Annotated in this window: 15 protein-coding genes; 6 read left to right on the top strand and 9 right to left on the bottom strand. The window is 56.1% G+C overall.

The window, feature by feature from the left end:
- Window positions 1-4: 4 nt before the first annotated feature.
- From AC1UKS_RS09595 to AC1UKS_RS09585, 3 genes are all read left to right on the top strand, one after another.
- A complete protein-coding gene (locus tag AC1UKS_RS09595) occupies window positions 5-1,294 on the top strand; it encodes a lysine N(6)-hydroxylase/L-ornithine N(5)-oxygenase family protein (RefSeq protein ID WP_265910700.1) in 1,290 nt (429 codons plus the stop codon).
- Between the two features lies 1 nt (window position 1,295).
- Window positions 1,296-3,647 carry a GNAT family N-acetyltransferase gene (locus tag AC1UKS_RS09590; protein ID WP_482436628.1) on the top strand — a complete coding sequence of 784 codons (2,352 nt, stop codon included), beginning with the start codon at window positions 1,296-1,298 and terminating at the stop codon, window positions 3,645-3,647.
- Between the two features lie 163 nt (window positions 3,648-3,810).
- Window positions 3,811-5,046 (top strand): MFS transporter, encoded by a 1,236-nt coding sequence (locus AC1UKS_RS09585; RefSeq protein WP_265910702.1) that lies wholly within the window; start codon window positions 3,811-3,813, stop codon window positions 5,044-5,046.
- A 73-nt stretch (window positions 5,047-5,119) separates the two neighbouring features.
- Here AC1UKS_RS09585 and lpxM read toward each other — a convergent pair whose 3' ends face one another.
- From lpxM to znuA, 3 genes are all read right to left on the bottom strand, one after another.
- Window positions 5,120-6,091 (bottom strand): lauroyl-Kdo(2)-lipid IV(A) myristoyltransferase, encoded by a 972-nt coding sequence (gene lpxM, locus AC1UKS_RS09580; protein WP_482436627.1) that lies wholly within the window; start codon window positions 6,089-6,091, stop codon window positions 5,120-5,122.
- 133 nt (window positions 6,092-6,224) lie between these two features.
- On the bottom strand, window positions 6,225-7,553 hold the full coding sequence (gene mepM, locus AC1UKS_RS09575; RefSeq protein WP_053142699.1) for a murein DD-endopeptidase MepM: 1,329 nt from the start codon (window positions 7,551-7,553) through the stop codon (window positions 6,225-6,227).
- Window positions 7,554-7,566: 13 nt separating this feature from the next.
- Window positions 7,567-8,514 carry a zinc ABC transporter substrate-binding protein ZnuA gene (gene znuA / locus AC1UKS_RS09570; RefSeq protein WP_482436914.1) on the bottom strand — a complete coding sequence of 316 codons (948 nt, stop codon included), beginning with the start codon at window positions 8,512-8,514 and terminating at the stop codon, window positions 7,567-7,569.
- Window positions 8,515-8,591: 77 nt separating this feature from the next.
- Between znuA and znuC the strand changes: the two genes are divergently transcribed.
- The gene (gene znuC, locus AC1UKS_RS09565; RefSeq protein WP_482436625.1) at window positions 8,592-9,344 is read left to right on the top strand and encodes a zinc ABC transporter ATP-binding protein ZnuC; all 753 of its coding nucleotides are present in this window, start codon (window positions 8,592-8,594) and stop codon (window positions 9,342-9,344) included.
- Complete coding sequence (znuB, locus tag AC1UKS_RS09560; RefSeq protein WP_482436623.1) at window positions 9,341-10,126, top strand: zinc ABC transporter permease subunit ZnuB; 786 nt, start codon at window positions 9,341-9,343, stop codon at window positions 10,124-10,126. The genes znuC and znuB overlap by 4 nt, the downstream gene beginning before the upstream one ends.
- Before the next feature lie 94 nt (window positions 10,127-10,220).
- Here the strand turns inward: znuB and ruvB are convergent, their stop codons facing one another.
- From ruvB to aspS, 6 genes are all read right to left on the bottom strand, one after another.
- Window positions 10,221-11,225 carry a Holliday junction branch migration DNA helicase RuvB gene (gene ruvB / locus AC1UKS_RS09555; protein WP_013202525.1) on the bottom strand — a complete coding sequence of 335 codons (1,005 nt, stop codon included), beginning with the start codon at window positions 11,223-11,225 and terminating at the stop codon, window positions 10,221-10,223.
- Window positions 11,226-11,232: 7 nt separating this feature from the next.
- A complete protein-coding gene (gene ruvA / locus AC1UKS_RS09550; RefSeq protein WP_013202526.1) occupies window positions 11,233-11,850 on the bottom strand; it encodes a Holliday junction branch migration protein RuvA in 618 nt (205 codons plus the stop codon).
- Between the two features lie 69 nt (window positions 11,851-11,919).
- Window positions 11,920-12,444, bottom strand: a complete 525-nt coding sequence (gene ruvC, locus AC1UKS_RS09545; RefSeq protein ID WP_482436621.1) for a crossover junction endodeoxyribonuclease RuvC — start codon at window positions 12,442-12,444, stop codon at window positions 11,920-11,922.
- Window positions 12,445-12,484: 40 nt separating this feature from the next.
- Entirely contained in the window at window positions 12,485-13,228 is a 744-nt protein-coding gene (locus tag AC1UKS_RS09540; protein ID WP_482436620.1) for a YebC/PmpR family DNA-binding transcriptional regulator, read from the bottom strand.
- Window positions 13,229-13,250: 22 nt separating this feature from the next.
- Entirely contained in the window at window positions 13,251-13,685 is a 435-nt protein-coding gene (nudB, locus tag AC1UKS_RS09535; RefSeq protein WP_482436619.1) for a dihydroneopterin triphosphate diphosphatase, read from the bottom strand.
- On the bottom strand, window positions 13,685-15,475 hold the full coding sequence (aspS, locus tag AC1UKS_RS09530; RefSeq protein ID WP_482436618.1) for an aspartate--tRNA ligase: 1,791 nt from the start codon (window positions 15,473-15,475) through the stop codon (window positions 13,685-13,687). Before aspS ends, nudB begins: the two co-directional genes overlap by 1 nt.
- 262 nt (window positions 15,476-15,737) lie before the next feature.
- On the opposite strand from aspS, the gene AC1UKS_RS09525 reads away from it, so the two are divergent.
- Window positions 15,738-16,301 carry a hydrolase gene (locus AC1UKS_RS09525; protein WP_482436616.1) on the top strand — a complete coding sequence of 188 codons (564 nt, stop codon included), beginning with the start codon at window positions 15,738-15,740 and terminating at the stop codon, window positions 16,299-16,301.
- Window positions 16,302-16,324: the final 23 nt, after the last annotated feature.

Below are 16,324 nucleotides of genomic sequence, written 5' to 3'. Positions count from 1 at the left end.
TACTATGACTACGATTTATGATTTTGTTGGTATCGGCATCGGCCCTTTCAACCTCGGTCTGGCCTGCCTGAGCGAACCGGTTGAAGGCCTGAACGGTGTGTTCCTCGACCAGAACCCTGGCTTTGACTGGCATACCGGCATGATGCTGGAAAGCGCCCATCTGCAAACGCCGTTTATGGCCGATCTGGTGACGCTGGCCGATCCGACCAGCCGTTACAGCCTGCTGAATTACATGAAGCAGAAAGGCAAGCTGTACTCTTTTTATATCCGGGAAGACTTTTTCCTGATGCGTAAAGAGTACAACCAGTATTGCCAGTGGGCCTGTTCGCAGCTGAGCAACTTGCGCTGGAACACCCGCGTGGAATACGTCAGCTATGACGACAGCCAGCAGTGCTATCGCATCCGTTCGGTGGATTCGCAAAGCGGAGAGCCGAAGGAGTGGTTGGCGCGCCATCTGGTACTGGGCACCGGTCCTGCGGCGTGGATGCCAGACTGCAGCCGTCCGTATCGCGAACGCTTTACGCACTCCAGTGAATACCTGGTGAATAAAGCGGCGTTGCAGAAGAAAAGCTCAATTACCGTATTGGGCAGCGGCCAGAGTGCGGCAGAGATCTATTACGACCTGCTGACGGATATCGACAGCCACGGCTACCAGCTGAACTGGGTGACGCGCGCCCCGCGCTTTTACCCGCTGGAGTACACCAAGCTGACGCTGGAGATGACCTCGCCAGAGTGGATCGACTACTTCCACGATCTACCGCCTGAGAAACGTGACGCGCTAAATGCACGCCATAAAAACCTCTATAAAGGCATCAACAGCAGTTTGATCAATGACATCTATGACCTGATGTATGTGAAGCAGCTGGATGGTGAGCTGAACGTCAACCTGTTCACCCATTCCGAACTGAAGGATATGCGCTGGCTGCCGGGCGGTGAGTTTGAGCTTTCCTTGCATCAGCAGGAGCAGGACCGGCCGTTTACCCGCCGGACGGAAGGTCTGGTGATGGCGACCGGGTATCACTACCGTCCGCCGATGTTTATTGAAGGCATTTCCAGCCGCTTACGCTGGGATGAAAAAGGCCGCTACGACGTGCAGCGCAACTACAGCATCGACCACAACAATCAGGTCTTTGTGCAGAACGCCGAGCTGCATACCCACGGATTTGTCACGCCAGACCTCGGCATGGCGTGCTACCGCAACTCCGTCTTACTGCGCGAACTGGCCGGCCGGGAAGTCTATCCGGTAGAACGCCAGATCGCTTTCCAGACCTTCCCGGCCAAATCGGAACGTTGATATGTCTCAAATACTGTTTAGCAAAGCCCGTCCGGCGGGCCAGTTCACCCTTCGTCCGATGCAGGCTGACGATGCGTCCTTAATCCACAGCTGGGTCACGCGTGATTATGCCCGCTTCTGGGGAATGCAGAGCGACAGCCAGGAACAGGTCGCCACCTTCTATCGCAACCTGACCGCCAACAATCCGCGTGCGGCGTTGATCGGCTGTTGTGATGACAAGCCGGTGTTCCTGATGGAGTTCTATCAGGCGGGTGAAGATGAAGTCGGCAAGTTCTATCCGGCGCAACCGGGCGACTACGGGATGCATATCCTGATCGCGCCGGCTAATCGTCCGGTGCGTCAGTTCAGCTGGCAGGTGTTCAGCGTGGTGATGGACTACATGTTCAGCCAGCCGGAGGTGCAGCGCGTGGTGGTCGAGCCTGATGTGCGCAATGACAAAATCCACCCGCTGAACAAGCGTGCCGGCTTCCGCTACCAACACACCATTGATATGGGCCACAAAACCGCCTGGCTGGCTTTCTGCCAGCGCGATGATTACCAACACGCTTTACTGCAGGAAACCCTGACTATGACTAATGACAACCCGCTTCTCTCAGGATCGCATCTGTCCGGTGACAACTGGTCGCTGGCAAACCGTATGCTGATCCGCAAAGCCATTGCCGAATTCGCCCATGAGAAAATCATCGCGCCAAGCGATCTGGGCAACGGTCGCTTCAGCCTGGCCGTTCCGGGCGGCGAAGCTGACTATCAGTTTAAGGCACGTCGGCTGGCGTTAGATCATTGGGAAATCGCCGCCGATTCCCTGGTCAAGCAGGAGAACGGACGTCCGCTGACGCTGGATGCGCTGCAATTTATCGTCGAGTTTAATCAGCAGATTGGCATTCCTCCGGCGATGCTGGCCACCTATATGGAAGAGATCACCAGCACGCTTTGCAGCAGCGTGTTCAAGCTGCAGAAGAACAATCCTGACAGCACCGCGCTGGTCAGTGCGGATTTCCAGACGGTGGAAGCCTCAATGACCGAAGGACATCCGTGCTTCGTGGCGAATAACGGCCGTATCGGCTTTGATGCGCGCGATTATCTGGCCTTTGCCCCCGAAGCGGCGACACCAATCAATCTGGTGTGGGTGGCGGTTCATCTGCGCAATGCGCATTTTTCCAGCCTGAGCGATCTGGAGTATGAGCAGCTGATGCGTGATGAGCTGGGTGATTCGATGATTAACGGCTTTAATCGCCAGCTGACCGAAAAAGGCCTGGCGACCGATGACTATCTGTTTATGCCGGTGCACCCATGGCAGTGGCAGAACAAACTGCTGACCGTCTTCGCGCCGGATATTGCCAATAACGACATCGTTTACCTCGGTACCGGCGACGATCACTATCAGGCCCAGCAGTCTATCCGCACCTTCTTCAACCGCAGCCAGCCGAACAAGCGCTATGTGAAAACCGCGCTGTCGGTGCTGAATATGGGCTTTATGCGCGGCCTTTCGCCGTATTACATGGCTACGACGCCGGCGATTAACGAATGGCTGGACGGTCTGGTGGCGAAGGATGAGTGGCTGCAACGCTGTGACTTCCGCATTCTGCGCGAGGTGGCTGCGGTCGGTTATCACAACCGTTATTACGAGAAGGCCATCACCGGCGACTCGGCGTATAAAAAAATGTTTGCCGCGCTGTGGCGTGACAACCCGGTTGCCCAGCTTCAGGTCAATCAACGTTTGATGACCATGGCGTCCTTCCTGCACGTCGATCAACATCAGAAAGCCCTGCTGCCGGCCCTGATTGCCGATTCAGGCTTGCCAGCGGATCAGTGGATCGCGCGCTATCTGACCTGCTACCTCAGCCCGCTGCTGCACTGCTTCTACCAGCACGATCTGGTGTTTATGCCGCACGGCGAAAACCTGATCCTGCTGCTGGAAAATAACGTGCCGGTCAGCGCCTATATGAAAGACATTGGCGAAGAGATTGCGGTGATGAACCCGGACGCGGTATTGCCTGAGAAGGTACAGCGTCTGGCGGTGGACGTGCCGGAAGAGCTGAAGCTGCTGTCGGTCTTTACCGACGTGTTCGACTGCATTTTCCGCTTTATCAGCGCCATTCTCGACGAATCCGGCACCCTGCCAGAAGAGAAATTCTGGCAGGCGGTGGCTAACTGCGTGAAAGAGTATCAGCAGGCGCATCCGCAGCTGGCCAGCAAGTTTGAGCGTTACGATATGTTCACGCCGGAGTTCACCCGCTCCTGCCTGAACCGCCTGCAGTTAGCGAACAATCAGCAGATGATTAACCTGGCCGATCCGGCGGAAAACCTCAAGTTTGCCGGCACGCTGGTTAACCCGATTGCGGCGTTTCGTTAAGGGTTGAGTGCGCCGGGTAAGGGCACCGTCAGGCGGTGAGCAACCTGACGCTGCGCCTTGCCCGAGATAATTCATCAATCCGGCAGTAAACTGGTGTATGTTGGCGCGGTCGCTTCGGTGACCGCGTCTTTTGTTTTTCTTATCCTTGCTGGAAGGAGCCAGAATGGCCTCATTTATTCCGGTGTCGAGCCTGACCCGCCGACATCTGATTTTCCCTCTCTCCCTGGTCCTGTTTGAGTTTGCCACCTACATCGCCCACGACATGATCCAGCCCGGCATGTTGCTGGTTACCAGCGAATTCAATGTTGGCCCTGAATGGGTCTCCGCTTCGCTAACCGCGTATCTGATCGGTGGCATCGTGCTGCAGTGGTTACTGGGCCCGCTTTCCGACAAGCTCGGCCGCCGTCCGGTGATGCTGTCGGGCGTGGCCTTCTTTATGTTGACTTGCTTCGCCACGCACTGGGTGCAGAGCATCGAGCAGTTTATCCTGCTGCGATTTTTACAGGGGATAAGCCTGTGCTTTATTGGCGCGGTGGGTTATGCCGCCATCCAGGAAGCCTTTGATGAGTCGCTGAGCGTGAAAATCATGGCGCTGATGGCCAACGTTGCACTGTTAGCCCCGCTGGCCGGGCCGCTGGCCGGCGCTGCGTTCCTCTCCGTCGGCGAATGGCGCACCATGTTCTGGCTGTTTGGTGGCGTCACGGCGGTGGCGCTGATTGGGCTGTGGCGCACCATGCCGGAAACCTCGGGGGATCGGAACACCTCACTGTCGCTGAAATCTCTCGCCAAAGGCTATTACGCTCTGCTGACTGACCGTCAGGTCATGAGTGGATCGCTGGCCATCGGCCTGGTCACCATTCCCTGCCTGGCCTGGGTTGCGCTTTCACCGGTGATCCTGATCCATGACGAAGGGTTAACCCGCATGGATTATGCGCTGTTGCAGCTGCCGGTCTTTGTGGCGATGATTGCCGGAAATCTGACGCTCGGTCGGCTTTCTGGCCGCATGGCGATTGAGCAGCCGCTGAAGCTGGGCGCCTGGCCGATTGTGATTGGTCTGGCGCTGGCTGCGCTGTGCACCTCCATTAACCCGCACAGCTATCTGTGGCTGACGGCTGGTCTGAGCCTGTATGGCTTTGGTACCGGGCTGGTGAATGCCGGATTGTATCGCCTGACGCTATTCTCCAGCACCGCCGGTAAAGGCAGCGTGGCGGCAATGTTGGGTATGGTCAGCATTGTGGTGTTTGCGCTGGGAATTGAGCTGGCGAAAAGCGCTTACTTCGGTGGCGGAAGCTTTATGTTCAGCGTGGTGAACCTGGCGTGTGGGCTGGCATGGTTGCTGCTGGTGCGTGCTTTCCTGCGTGAGCGCAAGCGCCGGACGAGCATCACTGCGGTGAACTGATACATCGTCTGAGCGTAATAAACAAAAAGAGCGGAGTGTTCATCACCCCGCTCTTTTTTTATGCTGCTCAAGCTTACTTTTTACCGTAGAGATCTTTGCGTTTATACGGCTCGATATCGCCCTCTTTACGCGTCTTCAACAGTTTCAGGATCCAGGTGTACTGCTCCGGATTCGGCCGCACCAGCATTTCCACTTCTTCGTTCATCCGGCGCGCCAGCGTATGATCATCGACATTGGCCAAATCATCCATCGGTTCACGCAGATAAATATCCATCTGATGGGTTTTGCTGTTATACACCGGGAACAACGGGATCACACGCGCGCGGCAGACCTTCATCAGGCGACCCACGGCGGGCAGCGTGGCTTTATAGGTGGCAAAGAAGTCGACAAACTCGCTCTGCTCCGGGCCGTGGTCTTGGTCCGGCAGATAATAGCCCCAGTAACCCTGACGGATCGAACTGATGAACGGCTTGATGCCGTCATTACGCGCGTGCATACGGCCACCAAAGCGGCGACGGATGGCATTCCACACGTAGTCCATCAGCGGATTGCGCTGGTTATGGAACATCGCCGCCATTTTCTGGCCCTGATAAGCCAGCACCATGGCCGGGATATCAACAGCCCAGCCGTGCGGCACCAGGAAGATCACGTTGCCACCCTGCTCACGGATATCGTCGATAATTTCCTGATTGTGCCAGTGGATGCGGCCGATCGCTTTGTCCGGGCGTAACGCCAGCTCGGCCATCATCGCCATTGACTGAGGCGCCGTGGCAAACATCTCATCAATGATCGCTTCCCGCTCTGCTTCAGGCACTTCGGGCATGCAATACAACAGATTAATCTGCGCGCGCCTTCTGGCGCTTTTGGCCATCTTCCCTGCCAGACGCCCCAGTGCGCCAAGCAACGGATCGCGCATCCCTGCAGGTAACCATGCCAGTCCGGCAAAGGCGCCAATGGTCAGCCAGTTGCCCCAATATTTCGGCAACAGAAAGGATTTCTGAAAGGTAGGAATGAACTCTATATTACTTTTTTTGCTGTTTTCCATGCACTCGCCTCAAACAATAACGGGCTAATGATAGTGCTGACGGGCAATTTTGCAATCCCCGCATCATTCCGTCGATAAAATGAAAAAGCCGGCGGGAGATCCCGTCGGCTTAAAGATGAACGATTGAACTGACTTATTTAAAGCGTAATTGCGGCATAACCTCACGCACCTGTTTCAGGTAATCGCTGCGATCTTTGCCACTCAGACCTTCCATCCGCGGCAATTTCGCCGTCAGTGGGTTAACCGCCTGGTTGTTGATCCAGATTTCAAAGTGCAGGTGCGGCCCGGTGGAACGCCCGGTGCTGCCGGACAGACCAATACGCTCGCCACGCTTCACTTTCTCGCCAGGTTTCACCAGCAGCTTCTGCATATGCATATAGCGGGTCATATACTGACGACCGTGGCGGATCGCCACATAGTTACCTGCACCGCCGCTACGCTTGGAGACGATCACTTCACCGTCGCCGACCGCCAGCACCGGCGTGCCAATCGGCAGGGCAAAATCGACGCCTTTATGCGGAGCAATACGGCCGGTCACCGGGTTAACGCGACGCGGATTAAAGTTGGACGACACGCGATACTGCTTAACGGTCGGGAAGCGCATAAAGCCTTGCGCCAGCCCGGAACCGGTGCGGTCATAGAACTTACCATCATTGGCGCGGATAGCGTAATAGTCTTTGCCGCCAGACTGCAAACGAACGCCGGAAAGTTGGCTTTGCTCGCTCTTGCCTTCCAGCATTTCGCGCGACATCAATACCGAGAATTTGTCGCCATTGCGCAATTTTCGGAAATCCATCTGCCACTGCAGCGCTTTAATTACCGCGCTGATTTCCCCGCTGGTAAGGCCAGCCTGTTTTGCACTGTTAACAAAACTGCCGTTCACCGTGCCCGACAGAACGGCATCTTTCCACTCGCCCTTCTGCACTTCAGAGGAGGATTTAAAGGTATCGCCAGAACGGTCATAGGTGCGGGTTTCGCGGCGGGAGGCTTCCCAGGTCAGACGTTGCAGCTGACCATCATCGGTCAGCGTCCAGCTCAGCTGTTGGCCCACACCGAGGTTGCGCAGATCCTTATCGACCTTAGCCAGTTGGTTGATATCACTCATATCAATACCATACTGATTTAAGACGCTGCTTAAGGTATCGCCGGAAGAAACGACATAGTCATGGGTGCCGGTTTCATTCGGCACATCCTCGTCTATCTCATCTTTTGGCACATCATCCTCTGGCGCGGGCGTGTCCTGATCGAGCGGTTCGCTGGCATCGGGCGTCACGGTGCGCAACTGGCTCTTGTCGAGGATAATGCTCTTAACGATAGGGTTAGTTTCACCGGTTTGATGATAAACAAATGGCCGCCAGACGGAGACGGCCAGTGTCACTACGGTGAGCGAACCCAGCATGATGCGGTGGGTTCGCGGTAAGGTGTTAAACGCCATGCTGACAGCGCGGGCAATCTGCTGCACTTATGAATTTCCTCTAGGCTCCTTTCAGGCAGCTCGTGTACTGGCTGGACAACTGTGAGAGGAATTTCACATAGCTGTCTCTGGCTACAGTAATGTCCGTTCCCAGCGGATCCAGCGTACCTGAACGGACGTTGGTGCCCCTGGCAACCGCATTTATCACGGCCGGCCTGAACTGTGGTTCAGCAAAGACGCAGACGGCCTTCTGCTCAACCAGCTCTGTTCGAATTTGATGTAATCGCTGGGCGCCCGGTTGGATCTCAGGATTGACGGTAAAATGACCTGTTGGGGTCAAACCGAAGTGTTTTTCAAAGTAGCTATAAGCATCGTGAAAAACGAAATACCCTTTACCTTTAACCGGCGCAAGCTGAGTTCCTATTTGCGTATCGGCTGATGCCAATTCATTCTCAAAATGTTTGAGGTTCGCGTCTAGTTTGTCTCTGCTTTGGGGCATAAGTTCCAATAATTTTGCATGGATTGCAACCGCCGATTGCCTTGCGATCTCTGGGGACATCCACAGGTGCATATTATACTCGCCGTGATGATGGTGATCCTCAGCCGCATCATGGCCCTGAGCGCTTCCCCCATGGGCATCTTCATCCTCTTCTCCACCCTTGATCAGCAGGGGTTTTACGCCCGGTAATTCGGCTAATTCTATTGATTTTTGGGCCGGTAATTGCGCGACCGCTTTCGGCATAAACGCTTCCATTTCTGGCCCTACCCAGACCACCAGATCCGCGCCCTGCAAGCGTTTAATATCGGATGGACGCAGAGCATAATCATGCTCGGAGGCACCGTCTGGCAACAGCACCTCGACTGGCGTAACGCCATCTGCGATCGCCGCCGCAATAAAGCCCAGAGGCTTAACAGAAGCCACAACGGCAGCATGGGCAGGCGCCGCAAGGGAGGCGGCTAAACCCAGCGCAGAAATGAGGGTAAAAAGCGGGGCTTTATTATGTAACATCATATTTCCATCCATCGTGAGAAGTCGATGGAGTGTGATATTATAACATTCTAAAACTTTGGCAACCTGTAATGATTATGTCCCCACTGATTAGTCTGGAAAAAGTGTCTGTCAGCTTTGGCACGCGTCAAGTGCTTTCCGACGTCTCGTTAACCCTGCAACCCGGTAAGATTTTGACCCTGCTTGGCCCGAATGGCGCAGGCAAGTCGACGCTTGTGCGCGTGGTGCTGGGCCTGATCCAACCGGACCAGGGCAAATTACTGCGCTCGTCTCAGTTACGTATTGGCTACGTGCCGCAAAAAATTCATCTGGATGCCACCCTGCCCCTCACCGTCGAGCGCTTTATGCTGTTGCGCGGCGGCGTCAAGCGCAGCGATATTCTGCCGGCGTTAAAGCGCGTGCAGGCGGCACAGCTACTGAATTACCCGCTGCAGAAACTGTCCGGTGGCGAGATGCAGCGCGTGCTGCTGGCACGTGCGCTGCTGAATCAGCCACAGGTGCTGGTGCTGGATGAGCCGACGCAAGGCGTGGACGTCAATGGTCAGGTTGCTTTGTATGATTTGATCGACCAGTTACGAAACGAGCTGAACTGCGCGGTGCTGATGGTTTCCCATGATCTGCATCTGGTAATGGCGAAAACCGACGAGGTGCTGTGCCTTAATCAGCATATTTGCTGCTCCGGCACGCCAGAAGTGGTGTCGAAACACCCCGAATTTATCTCGATGTTTGGCTCCCGTGGCGCTGAACAGTTAGCCATCTATCGTCACCACCATAATCACCGTCACGATTTACAGGGACGTATTGTTTTACGCAGAGGACAGAATCAGTGATTGAACTGCTGTTACCCGGCTGGTTTGCCGGTTTTTTACTGGCGTTGGCCGCAGGCCCGCTGGGTTCGTTCGTGGTGTGGCGCAGGATGTCTTATTTTGGCGATACGCTGGCGCATGCTTCACTGCTGGGCGTGGCCTTTGGTCTGCTGCTGAATATCAGCCCGTTTTATGCCGTTATTGCCATCACGCTGCTGCTGTCGCTGCTGCTGGTCTGGCTGGAACGCCGGCCGCATCTGGCCATTGATACTCTGCTTGGCATCCTCGCGCACAGTGCGCTGTCGTTGGGTCTGGTGGTGGTCAGCCTGATGTCCAACGTGCGGGTCGATCTGATGGCCTATCTGTTCGGTGACCTGCTGTCGGTGACGCCTACCGATCTGTATACCATCGGCGCGGGCGTGGCGATTGTGCTGGTCGTGCTGGCGTTTTATTGGCGCTCGCTGCTGTCGATGACCATCAGCCCGGAGCTGGCGCAGGTTGACGGCGTTAACATCCAGCGGACCAAAATGGTGCTGATGCTGGTGACCGCGCTAACTATTGGTGTGGCGATGAAGTTTGTCGGTGCGTTAATTATCACTTCGCTGCTGATCATTCCTGCCGCCACCGCCAGACGCTTTGCCCGTTCGCCGGAGCAGATGGCGGGGATTGCCATCCTGGTGGGGATTTTAGCGGTGACCGCCGGCCTGACCTTCTCTGCCTGGTACGATACGCCAGCTGGCCCGTCAGTGGTGCTGGGCGCGTCACTGATGTTTATGCTGAGCATGATGAAACGTCCGGCGGTATAACGTTGCCGCGGCGGGCCGTTTATATCCCGCCCACCTACCGCAGCCATAAAAAAACCGGGAATTTCCCGGTTTTTTTTCGTCTGGAGCACGCGGATTACTCTTCCCGCTTGATGCCAAAGTGCTTATACGCGTGATTTGTTGCCATGCGGCCGCGCGGAGTGCGCTGAATAAAGCCCTGCTGGATCAGGTAGGGTTCCAGCACGTCTTCGATGGTTTCCCGCTCTTCGCCAATGGCGGCGGCGAGGTTATCCAGACCGACCGGCCCGCCCATAAACTTATCGATGATTGCCAGCAGCAGCTTGCGGTCCATATAGTCAAAGCCTTCGGTGTCGACGCTAAGCATATCCAGCGCGCGCGACGCCACATCCCCGCTCAGACTGCCGGCAGCACGCACTTCGGAGAAGTCACGCACGCGTCGCAGCAATCGGTTGGCGATGCGCGGCGTACCGCGCGCACGACGGGCGATTTCCAGTGCACCTTCGTCGCTTAACGGCAGCCCAAGACAGGCCGCGCTGCGTGAGACGATGTGGCGCAGATCCTCCACCTTATAAAACTCAAGGCGCTGAACGATGCCAAAACGGTCGCGCAGCGGCGAGGTTAACGAGCCCGCGCGCGTGGTGGCACCAATCAGGGTAAACGGCGGCAAATCGAGTTTAATCGATCGCGCGGCTGGCCCTTCGCCAATCATGATATCCAGCTGATAGTCTTCCATCGCCGGATAGAGCACTTCTTCAACCACCGGCGACAAACGGTGGATCTCATCGATAAACAGCACGTCGTGCGGTTCGAGGTTGGTGAGCATCGCCGCCAGATCGCCTGCCTTCTCCAGCACCGGGCCGGAGGTGGTACGCAGGTTCACGCCCATCTCGTTAGCCACGATATTGGCCAGCGTGGTTTTCCCTAAGCCTGGCGGGCCGAAGATCAGCAGATGATCGAGTGCATCACCGCGCATTTTGGCCGCCTGGATAAAGATCTCCATTTGTTCACGCACCACCGGCTGCCCGACATACTCCTGCAGCAGCTTGGGACGAATGGCGCGGTCAATGACCTCTTCTTCGGTGATGGTTCCCGGCGAGACCAGGCGATCGGCTTCTATCATGCTTACCTCAAATTGCGGCGCGGAGTGCTTCGCGGATCAGCGTTTCACAATCAGCGTCCGGACGACCCAGTTTGCTGATCATCCGGCTGGCTTCCTGAGGTTTATACCCCAGCGAGACCAGCGCAGCAACGGCTTCACCCTCGGCATCGTTGGCGGCATCCGCAGGCTGCACTTCGCTGGTCAGCGCAAATGGCGCATCGGCGGCGAACAAATCACCATGCATGCCTTTAAAGCGGTCCTTCATTTCGACCACCAGACGCTCGGCGGTTTTCTTGCCCACGCCAGGTAGCTTGACCAGCGCCGCAATCTCTTCGCGCTCAACGGCGGTGACAAACTGTTGCGCCGACATGCCGGACAGAATGGCCAGCGCCAGCTTCGGTCCGACACCGTTCACTTTGATCAACTCGCGGAACAGCGCACGCTCCTGCTTGCTGTTAAAACCAAACAGCAGCTGCGCATCTTCGCGCACGACAAAATGGGTGAACAGGATGGCTTCTTGATTCAGTTCAGGTAGCTCATAAAAACAGGTCATCGGCATATGCACTTCGTAGCCTACGCCATTGGCTTCCAGCAGCACTAACGGCGGCTGTTTTTCTAAAATAATGCCTCTAAGACGACCAATCACATTCGCATCCTTCACAAAAGAGTAGTGGGATTTTATACCATAAAAAAAGCTGGATGGATATCCAGCTTATCAGGAACGGAGACGACCCCGTGCCAGGCTTAACGGCCCTTCACCCAGTCGATTGACGTTCTGGCTCACGTGGCAGTGAGTGATCGCAATCGCCAGCGCATCGGCGGCATCCGCCTGGGGATTCGCCGAGAGCTTCAGCAAGGTACGCACCATATGCTGCACCTGGCTTTTCTCTGCGCTACCGGTGCCGACCACGGTTTGCTTCACCTGACGTGCCGCGTATTCAAAAACCGGCAAATCGTGGTTCACCGCGGCCACAATCGCCGCGCCGCGCGCCTGCCCCAGCTTTAACGCCGAGTCGGCATTTTTAGCCATAAAAACCTGCTCTATGGCAAAAAATTCCGGCTGAAACTGGGTGATGATCTCGCTGACGCCCGCGTAAATCAGCTTCAGACGTGAAGGTAGATCGACCACGCTGGTGCGGATACAGCCGCTGCCAAGGTAGGTCAGCTGGCGGCCAACCTGACGAATAACGCCGTAACCGGTGATGCGTGAACCTGGGTCAATACCAAGAATAATGGTCATCACGCACCTCCGGTCAGCGGGCTGTGCAGACACAACCCGATCAAAGGGTTGCCGCCACCTCGTCGGAGATCTCACCGTTATGGTAGACTTCCTGCACATCATCGCAGTCTTCCAGCATATCGATCAGACGCAGCAGTTTTGGTGCCGTGTCTTCATCCATATCCGCTTTGGTAGACGGGATCATGGTCACTTCAGCCGATTCAGCCGTCAGGCCAGCCGCTTCCAGCGTATCCTTCACCTGACCCACGGTTTCCCAGGCGGTGAACACATCAATGGTGCCATCGTCATAGGTCACGATGTCATCCGCGCCCGCTTCCAGTGCCGCATCCATCACGTCATCTTCTGCCAGACCCGGTGCGAAGGTGATTACGCCTTTGCGGGTGAACAGGTAAGCAACAGAACCGTCGGTTCCGAGGTTGCCACCGGTTTTGCTGAAGGCATGACGCACTTCAGACACGGTACGGTTACGGTTATCACTCAGGCATTCAACCATCACGGCGGTGCCGCCCGGGCCGTAACCTTCATAGATGATGGTTTCCATGTTGCTGTCATCATCGCCACCCACGCCACGTGCAATAGCACGGTTCATGGTGTCACGCGTCATGTTGTTCGACAGCGCTTTGTCCATTGCGGCACGCAAACGTGGGTTGGAGCCGGCATCGCCGCCACCCAGTTTTGCTGCGGTCACCAGCTCACGGATAATCTTGGTAAAGATCTTACCGCGTTTGGAATCCTGCGCCGCTTTACGGTGCTTGGTGTTAGCCCATTTACTGTGGCCTGCCATAAATTCAATTCTCCAGAAAAGACTAAATAACAAATTCTTCAATTGCCTGGCGATTACTCCAGGACTTGGTGAGCACGGCGGCCTCTGCAGGCGGAAGCCACTGCAGGGAGAGATGTTCGCTGAGCGACACCTCCCACTCTTCCGGCAACGCCAGGCTGAACCAGTGCTCACTGTTATGCGTCACGTCCGGCGCATAGCGATGGCGGAAATGGGCGAAGATCTCAAATTGTATCTGACGCTGGCAGTCGACGACTGTGAGCTGCCTGGCGTTGACGTCAATTCCCAGTTCTTCTTTCACTTCCCGTATCGCGGTTTCTGCCAGCGTTTCGCCTGGCTCCTGGCTGCCGGTTACCGACTGCCAGAAGCCGGGATCGTCCCGACGCTGGAGCATCAGCACCCGGCCGGTATCGCGGGCATAAATCACCACCAGTACCGACACGGGATGCTTAAACGCCATTACTCGTTCTCTGACGGCTGCTGAGTCTGGTACTTCTTCATCACTTCAATACCCAGCTCGGACAGTGAAGCCGGATTGGCGAAGTTTGGCGCTTCCGTCATCAGACAGGCGGCGGCTGTGGTTTTCGGGAACGCGATCACATCACGGATGTTATCGGTGCCGGTCAACAGCATCACCAGACGGTCCAGACCGAACGCCAGGCCAGCGTGTGGCGGCGTACCGTACTTCAGCGCGTCCAGCAGGAAGCCAAACTTCTCGCGCTGTTCCTGCTCGGTAATGCCGAGGATGCCAAACACGGTCTGCTGCATCTGCGTGTTGTGGATACGGACCGAACCGCCACCCACTTCGTAACCGTTGATCACCATATCGTAAGCGTTGGCGATGGCGGTTTCCGGGATGGACTTCAGTTCTTCCGGCGTCATATCTTTCGGCGCGGTGAACGGATGATGCATCGCGCTGAGGCCGCCTTCGCCGTCCTCTTCAAACATAGGGAAGTCGACAACCCACAGCGGTGCCCAGGCATTGCCGGTGGTAATATCCAGGTCACGACCCAGCTTCAGGCGCAGCGCACCTAACGCATCGGCCACCACCTTGGCGGAATCGGCGCCGAAGAAGATACTGTCGCCATCGGCCGCATGAGTACGGGCCAGAATCGCTTCAACGATATCAGCGGTGAGGAATTTTGCCACCGGGCTGGTGACGCCTTCCAGACCTTTCGCACGCTCGTTGACTTTCATCCACGCCAGGCCTTTCGCCCCGTAGATTTTCACGAAGTCAGTGTACTCATCGATCTGCTTACGGGTCAGCTTTTCGCCGCCCGGCACGCGCAAGGCGGCAACACGGCTTTTGGCATCGTTCGCCGGGCCGGAGAAGACTTTAAACTCAACGTCTTTCAGCAGGTCAGCAACGTCCACCAGCTCCATTGGGTTACGCAGGTCTGGCTTATCGGAACCGTAACGACGCATCGCTTCTTCGAAGGTCATCATCGGGAAGTTGCCCAGATCCACACCCTTCACGTCCTGCCAAAGCTCGCGCACCAGTTGCTCCATGATTTCACGCACCTGAGGCGCGGTCATAAAGGAGGTTTCGACGTCGATCTGGGTAAATTCTGGCTGACGGTCCGCACGCAAGTCTTCGTCACGGAAGCACTTAACGATCTGATAGTAGCGATCGAAGCCGGACATCATCAGCAGCTGTTTGAACAGCTGAGGAGACTGTGGCAGCGCATAGAATTTGCCTTTATGCACGCGGCTCGGCACCAGATAGTCACGCGCGCCTTCCGGCGTGGCTTTGGTCAGCATTGGCGTTTCGATGTCGAGGAAGCCGTTGTCATCCATAAAGCGACGGACAAAGCTGCTAATTTTGGCACGGGTCTTCAGACGCTGCGCCATATCCGGACGACGCAGGTCCAGGTAGCGGTATTTCAGGCGCGCTTCTTCGGTATTGGCGTGGTTTGAATCCAGCGGCAACGGCTCTGAGCGGTTGATGATGGTCAGATCGGTGGCGAAAATTTCGACTTCACCGGTGGCCATATCGCTGTTTTTGTTTTTGTCGTCACGGGCACGGACGGTGCCCGTAAGCTGAATGCAAAATTCGTTACGCAGTTCAGAGGCCAGCTTGAAGGCTTCCTGACGGTCCGGATCGAAAAAGACCTGCACGATGCCTTCACGGTCACGCATATCAATGAAGATCAGGCTACCCAGGTCGCGGCGGCGATTGACCCAACCGCAGAGTGTCACTTGTTGGCCTACGTGAGACAGGTTGATCTGTCCGCAATAATCAGTACGCATAACGATATCCTTTAAACTTCGCCGCATCGCCGCAACATAAAGTCTGCTGCCGCGAAAAAAGGCGGCCATTATAATGGAAAAAGCCCGGCACGATAAGAGCCGTGAGCGCATCAGGCGCGTCGTTTCGCGGCAAATTTGTTCACAATCTGCCGGCTACTCACAAAAGCTAACAAATTTCACCCTTTCCGAACATTGTTGTTGTCGCGTATAAAATCAGATTGCCTGTATTCTCAATGATTTCCCCCCTTTCACTGGAGAGACTATGTTGGAATTAAATGCTGCAAAAACGGCACTGGTACTGATCGATTTGCAGGAAGGTATTCTGCCTTTCGCTGCCGGCCCACACGCAGCGTCTGATGTGGTTGCCCGTTCAGCGGTGCTGGCCGAAAAGTTCCGTGCCGCCAACTCACCTGTGATTCTGGTGCGTGTCGGCTGGGCAAAAGACTTTGGCGACGCGCCAAAGCAGCCGGTCGATGCCAGCCACAGCGGCGGACTGCCGGAGAACTGGTGGGTGTATCCGGCAGCGCTGGGTAAGAAAGACAGCGATATCGAAGTGACCAAGCATCAGTGGGGCGCGTTCTACGGTACCGATCTGGAGCTGCAGCTGCGTCGTCGTGGTATCGACACCATCGTACTGGGCGGCATCTCTACCAATATCGGTGTGGAATCCACCGCGCGTAACGCGTGGGAGCTGGGCTTCAACCTGATTGTTGCAGAAGACATCTGCAGCGCCGGCAGCACCGAAGAGCATGAAGGTAGCTTCAAAAATATCTTCCCGCGCCTGGGTCGCGTTCGTCAGTCCGCCGAGATCATCTCCGCACTGTAACCCCGTCAGCCCGGCGCTCGCAG

It is taken from the genome of Erwinia sp. AK-PDG3-5 (assembly GCF_056821705.1).
This window is presented reverse-complemented; position numbering and strand designations above follow the sequence as displayed.

Bases quoted from the DNA above. Each gene is read 5' to 3' on its own strand.
- znuA (WP_482436914.1), bottom strand. From the start codon at position 8,514: ATGTTACATAATAAAGCCCCGCTTTTTACCCTCATTTCTGCGCTGGGT.
- znuC (WP_482436625.1), top strand. From the start codon at position 8,592: ATGTCCCCACTGATTAGTCTGGAAAAAGTGTCTGTCAGCTTTGGCACG.
- ruvB (WP_013202525.1), bottom strand. From the start codon at position 11,225: ATGATAGAAGCCGATCGCCTGGTCTCGCCGGGAACCATCACCGAAGAA.
- AC1UKS_RS09590 (WP_482436628.1), top strand. From the start codon at position 1,296: ATGTCTCAAATACTGTTTAGCAAAGCCCGTCCGGCGGGCCAGTTCACC.
- aspS (WP_482436618.1), bottom strand. From the start codon at position 15,475: ATGCGTACTGATTATTGCGGACAGATCAACCTGTCTCACGTAGGCCAA.
- AC1UKS_RS09540 (WP_482436620.1), bottom strand. From the start codon at position 13,228: ATGGCAGGCCACAGTAAATGGGCTAACACCAAGCACCGTAAAGCGGCG.
- ruvC (WP_482436621.1), bottom strand. From the start codon at position 12,444: ATGACCATTATTCTTGGTATTGACCCAGGTTCACGCATCACCGGTTAC.
- nudB (WP_482436619.1), bottom strand. From the start codon at position 13,685: ATGGCGTTTAAGCATCCCGTGTCGGTACTGGTGGTGATTTATGCCCGC.
- AC1UKS_RS09585 (WP_265910702.1), top strand. From the start codon at position 3,811: ATGGCCTCATTTATTCCGGTGTCGAGCCTGACCCGCCGACATCTGATT.
- AC1UKS_RS09525 (WP_482436616.1), top strand. From the start codon at position 15,738: ATGTTGGAATTAAATGCTGCAAAAACGGCACTGGTACTGATCGATTTG.
- lpxM (WP_482436627.1), bottom strand. From the start codon at position 6,091: ATGGAAAACAGCAAAAAAAGTAATATAGAGTTCATTCCTACCTTTCAG.
- AC1UKS_RS09595 (WP_265910700.1), top strand. From the start codon at position 5: ATGACTACGATTTATGATTTTGTTGGTATCGGCATCGGCCCTTTCAAC.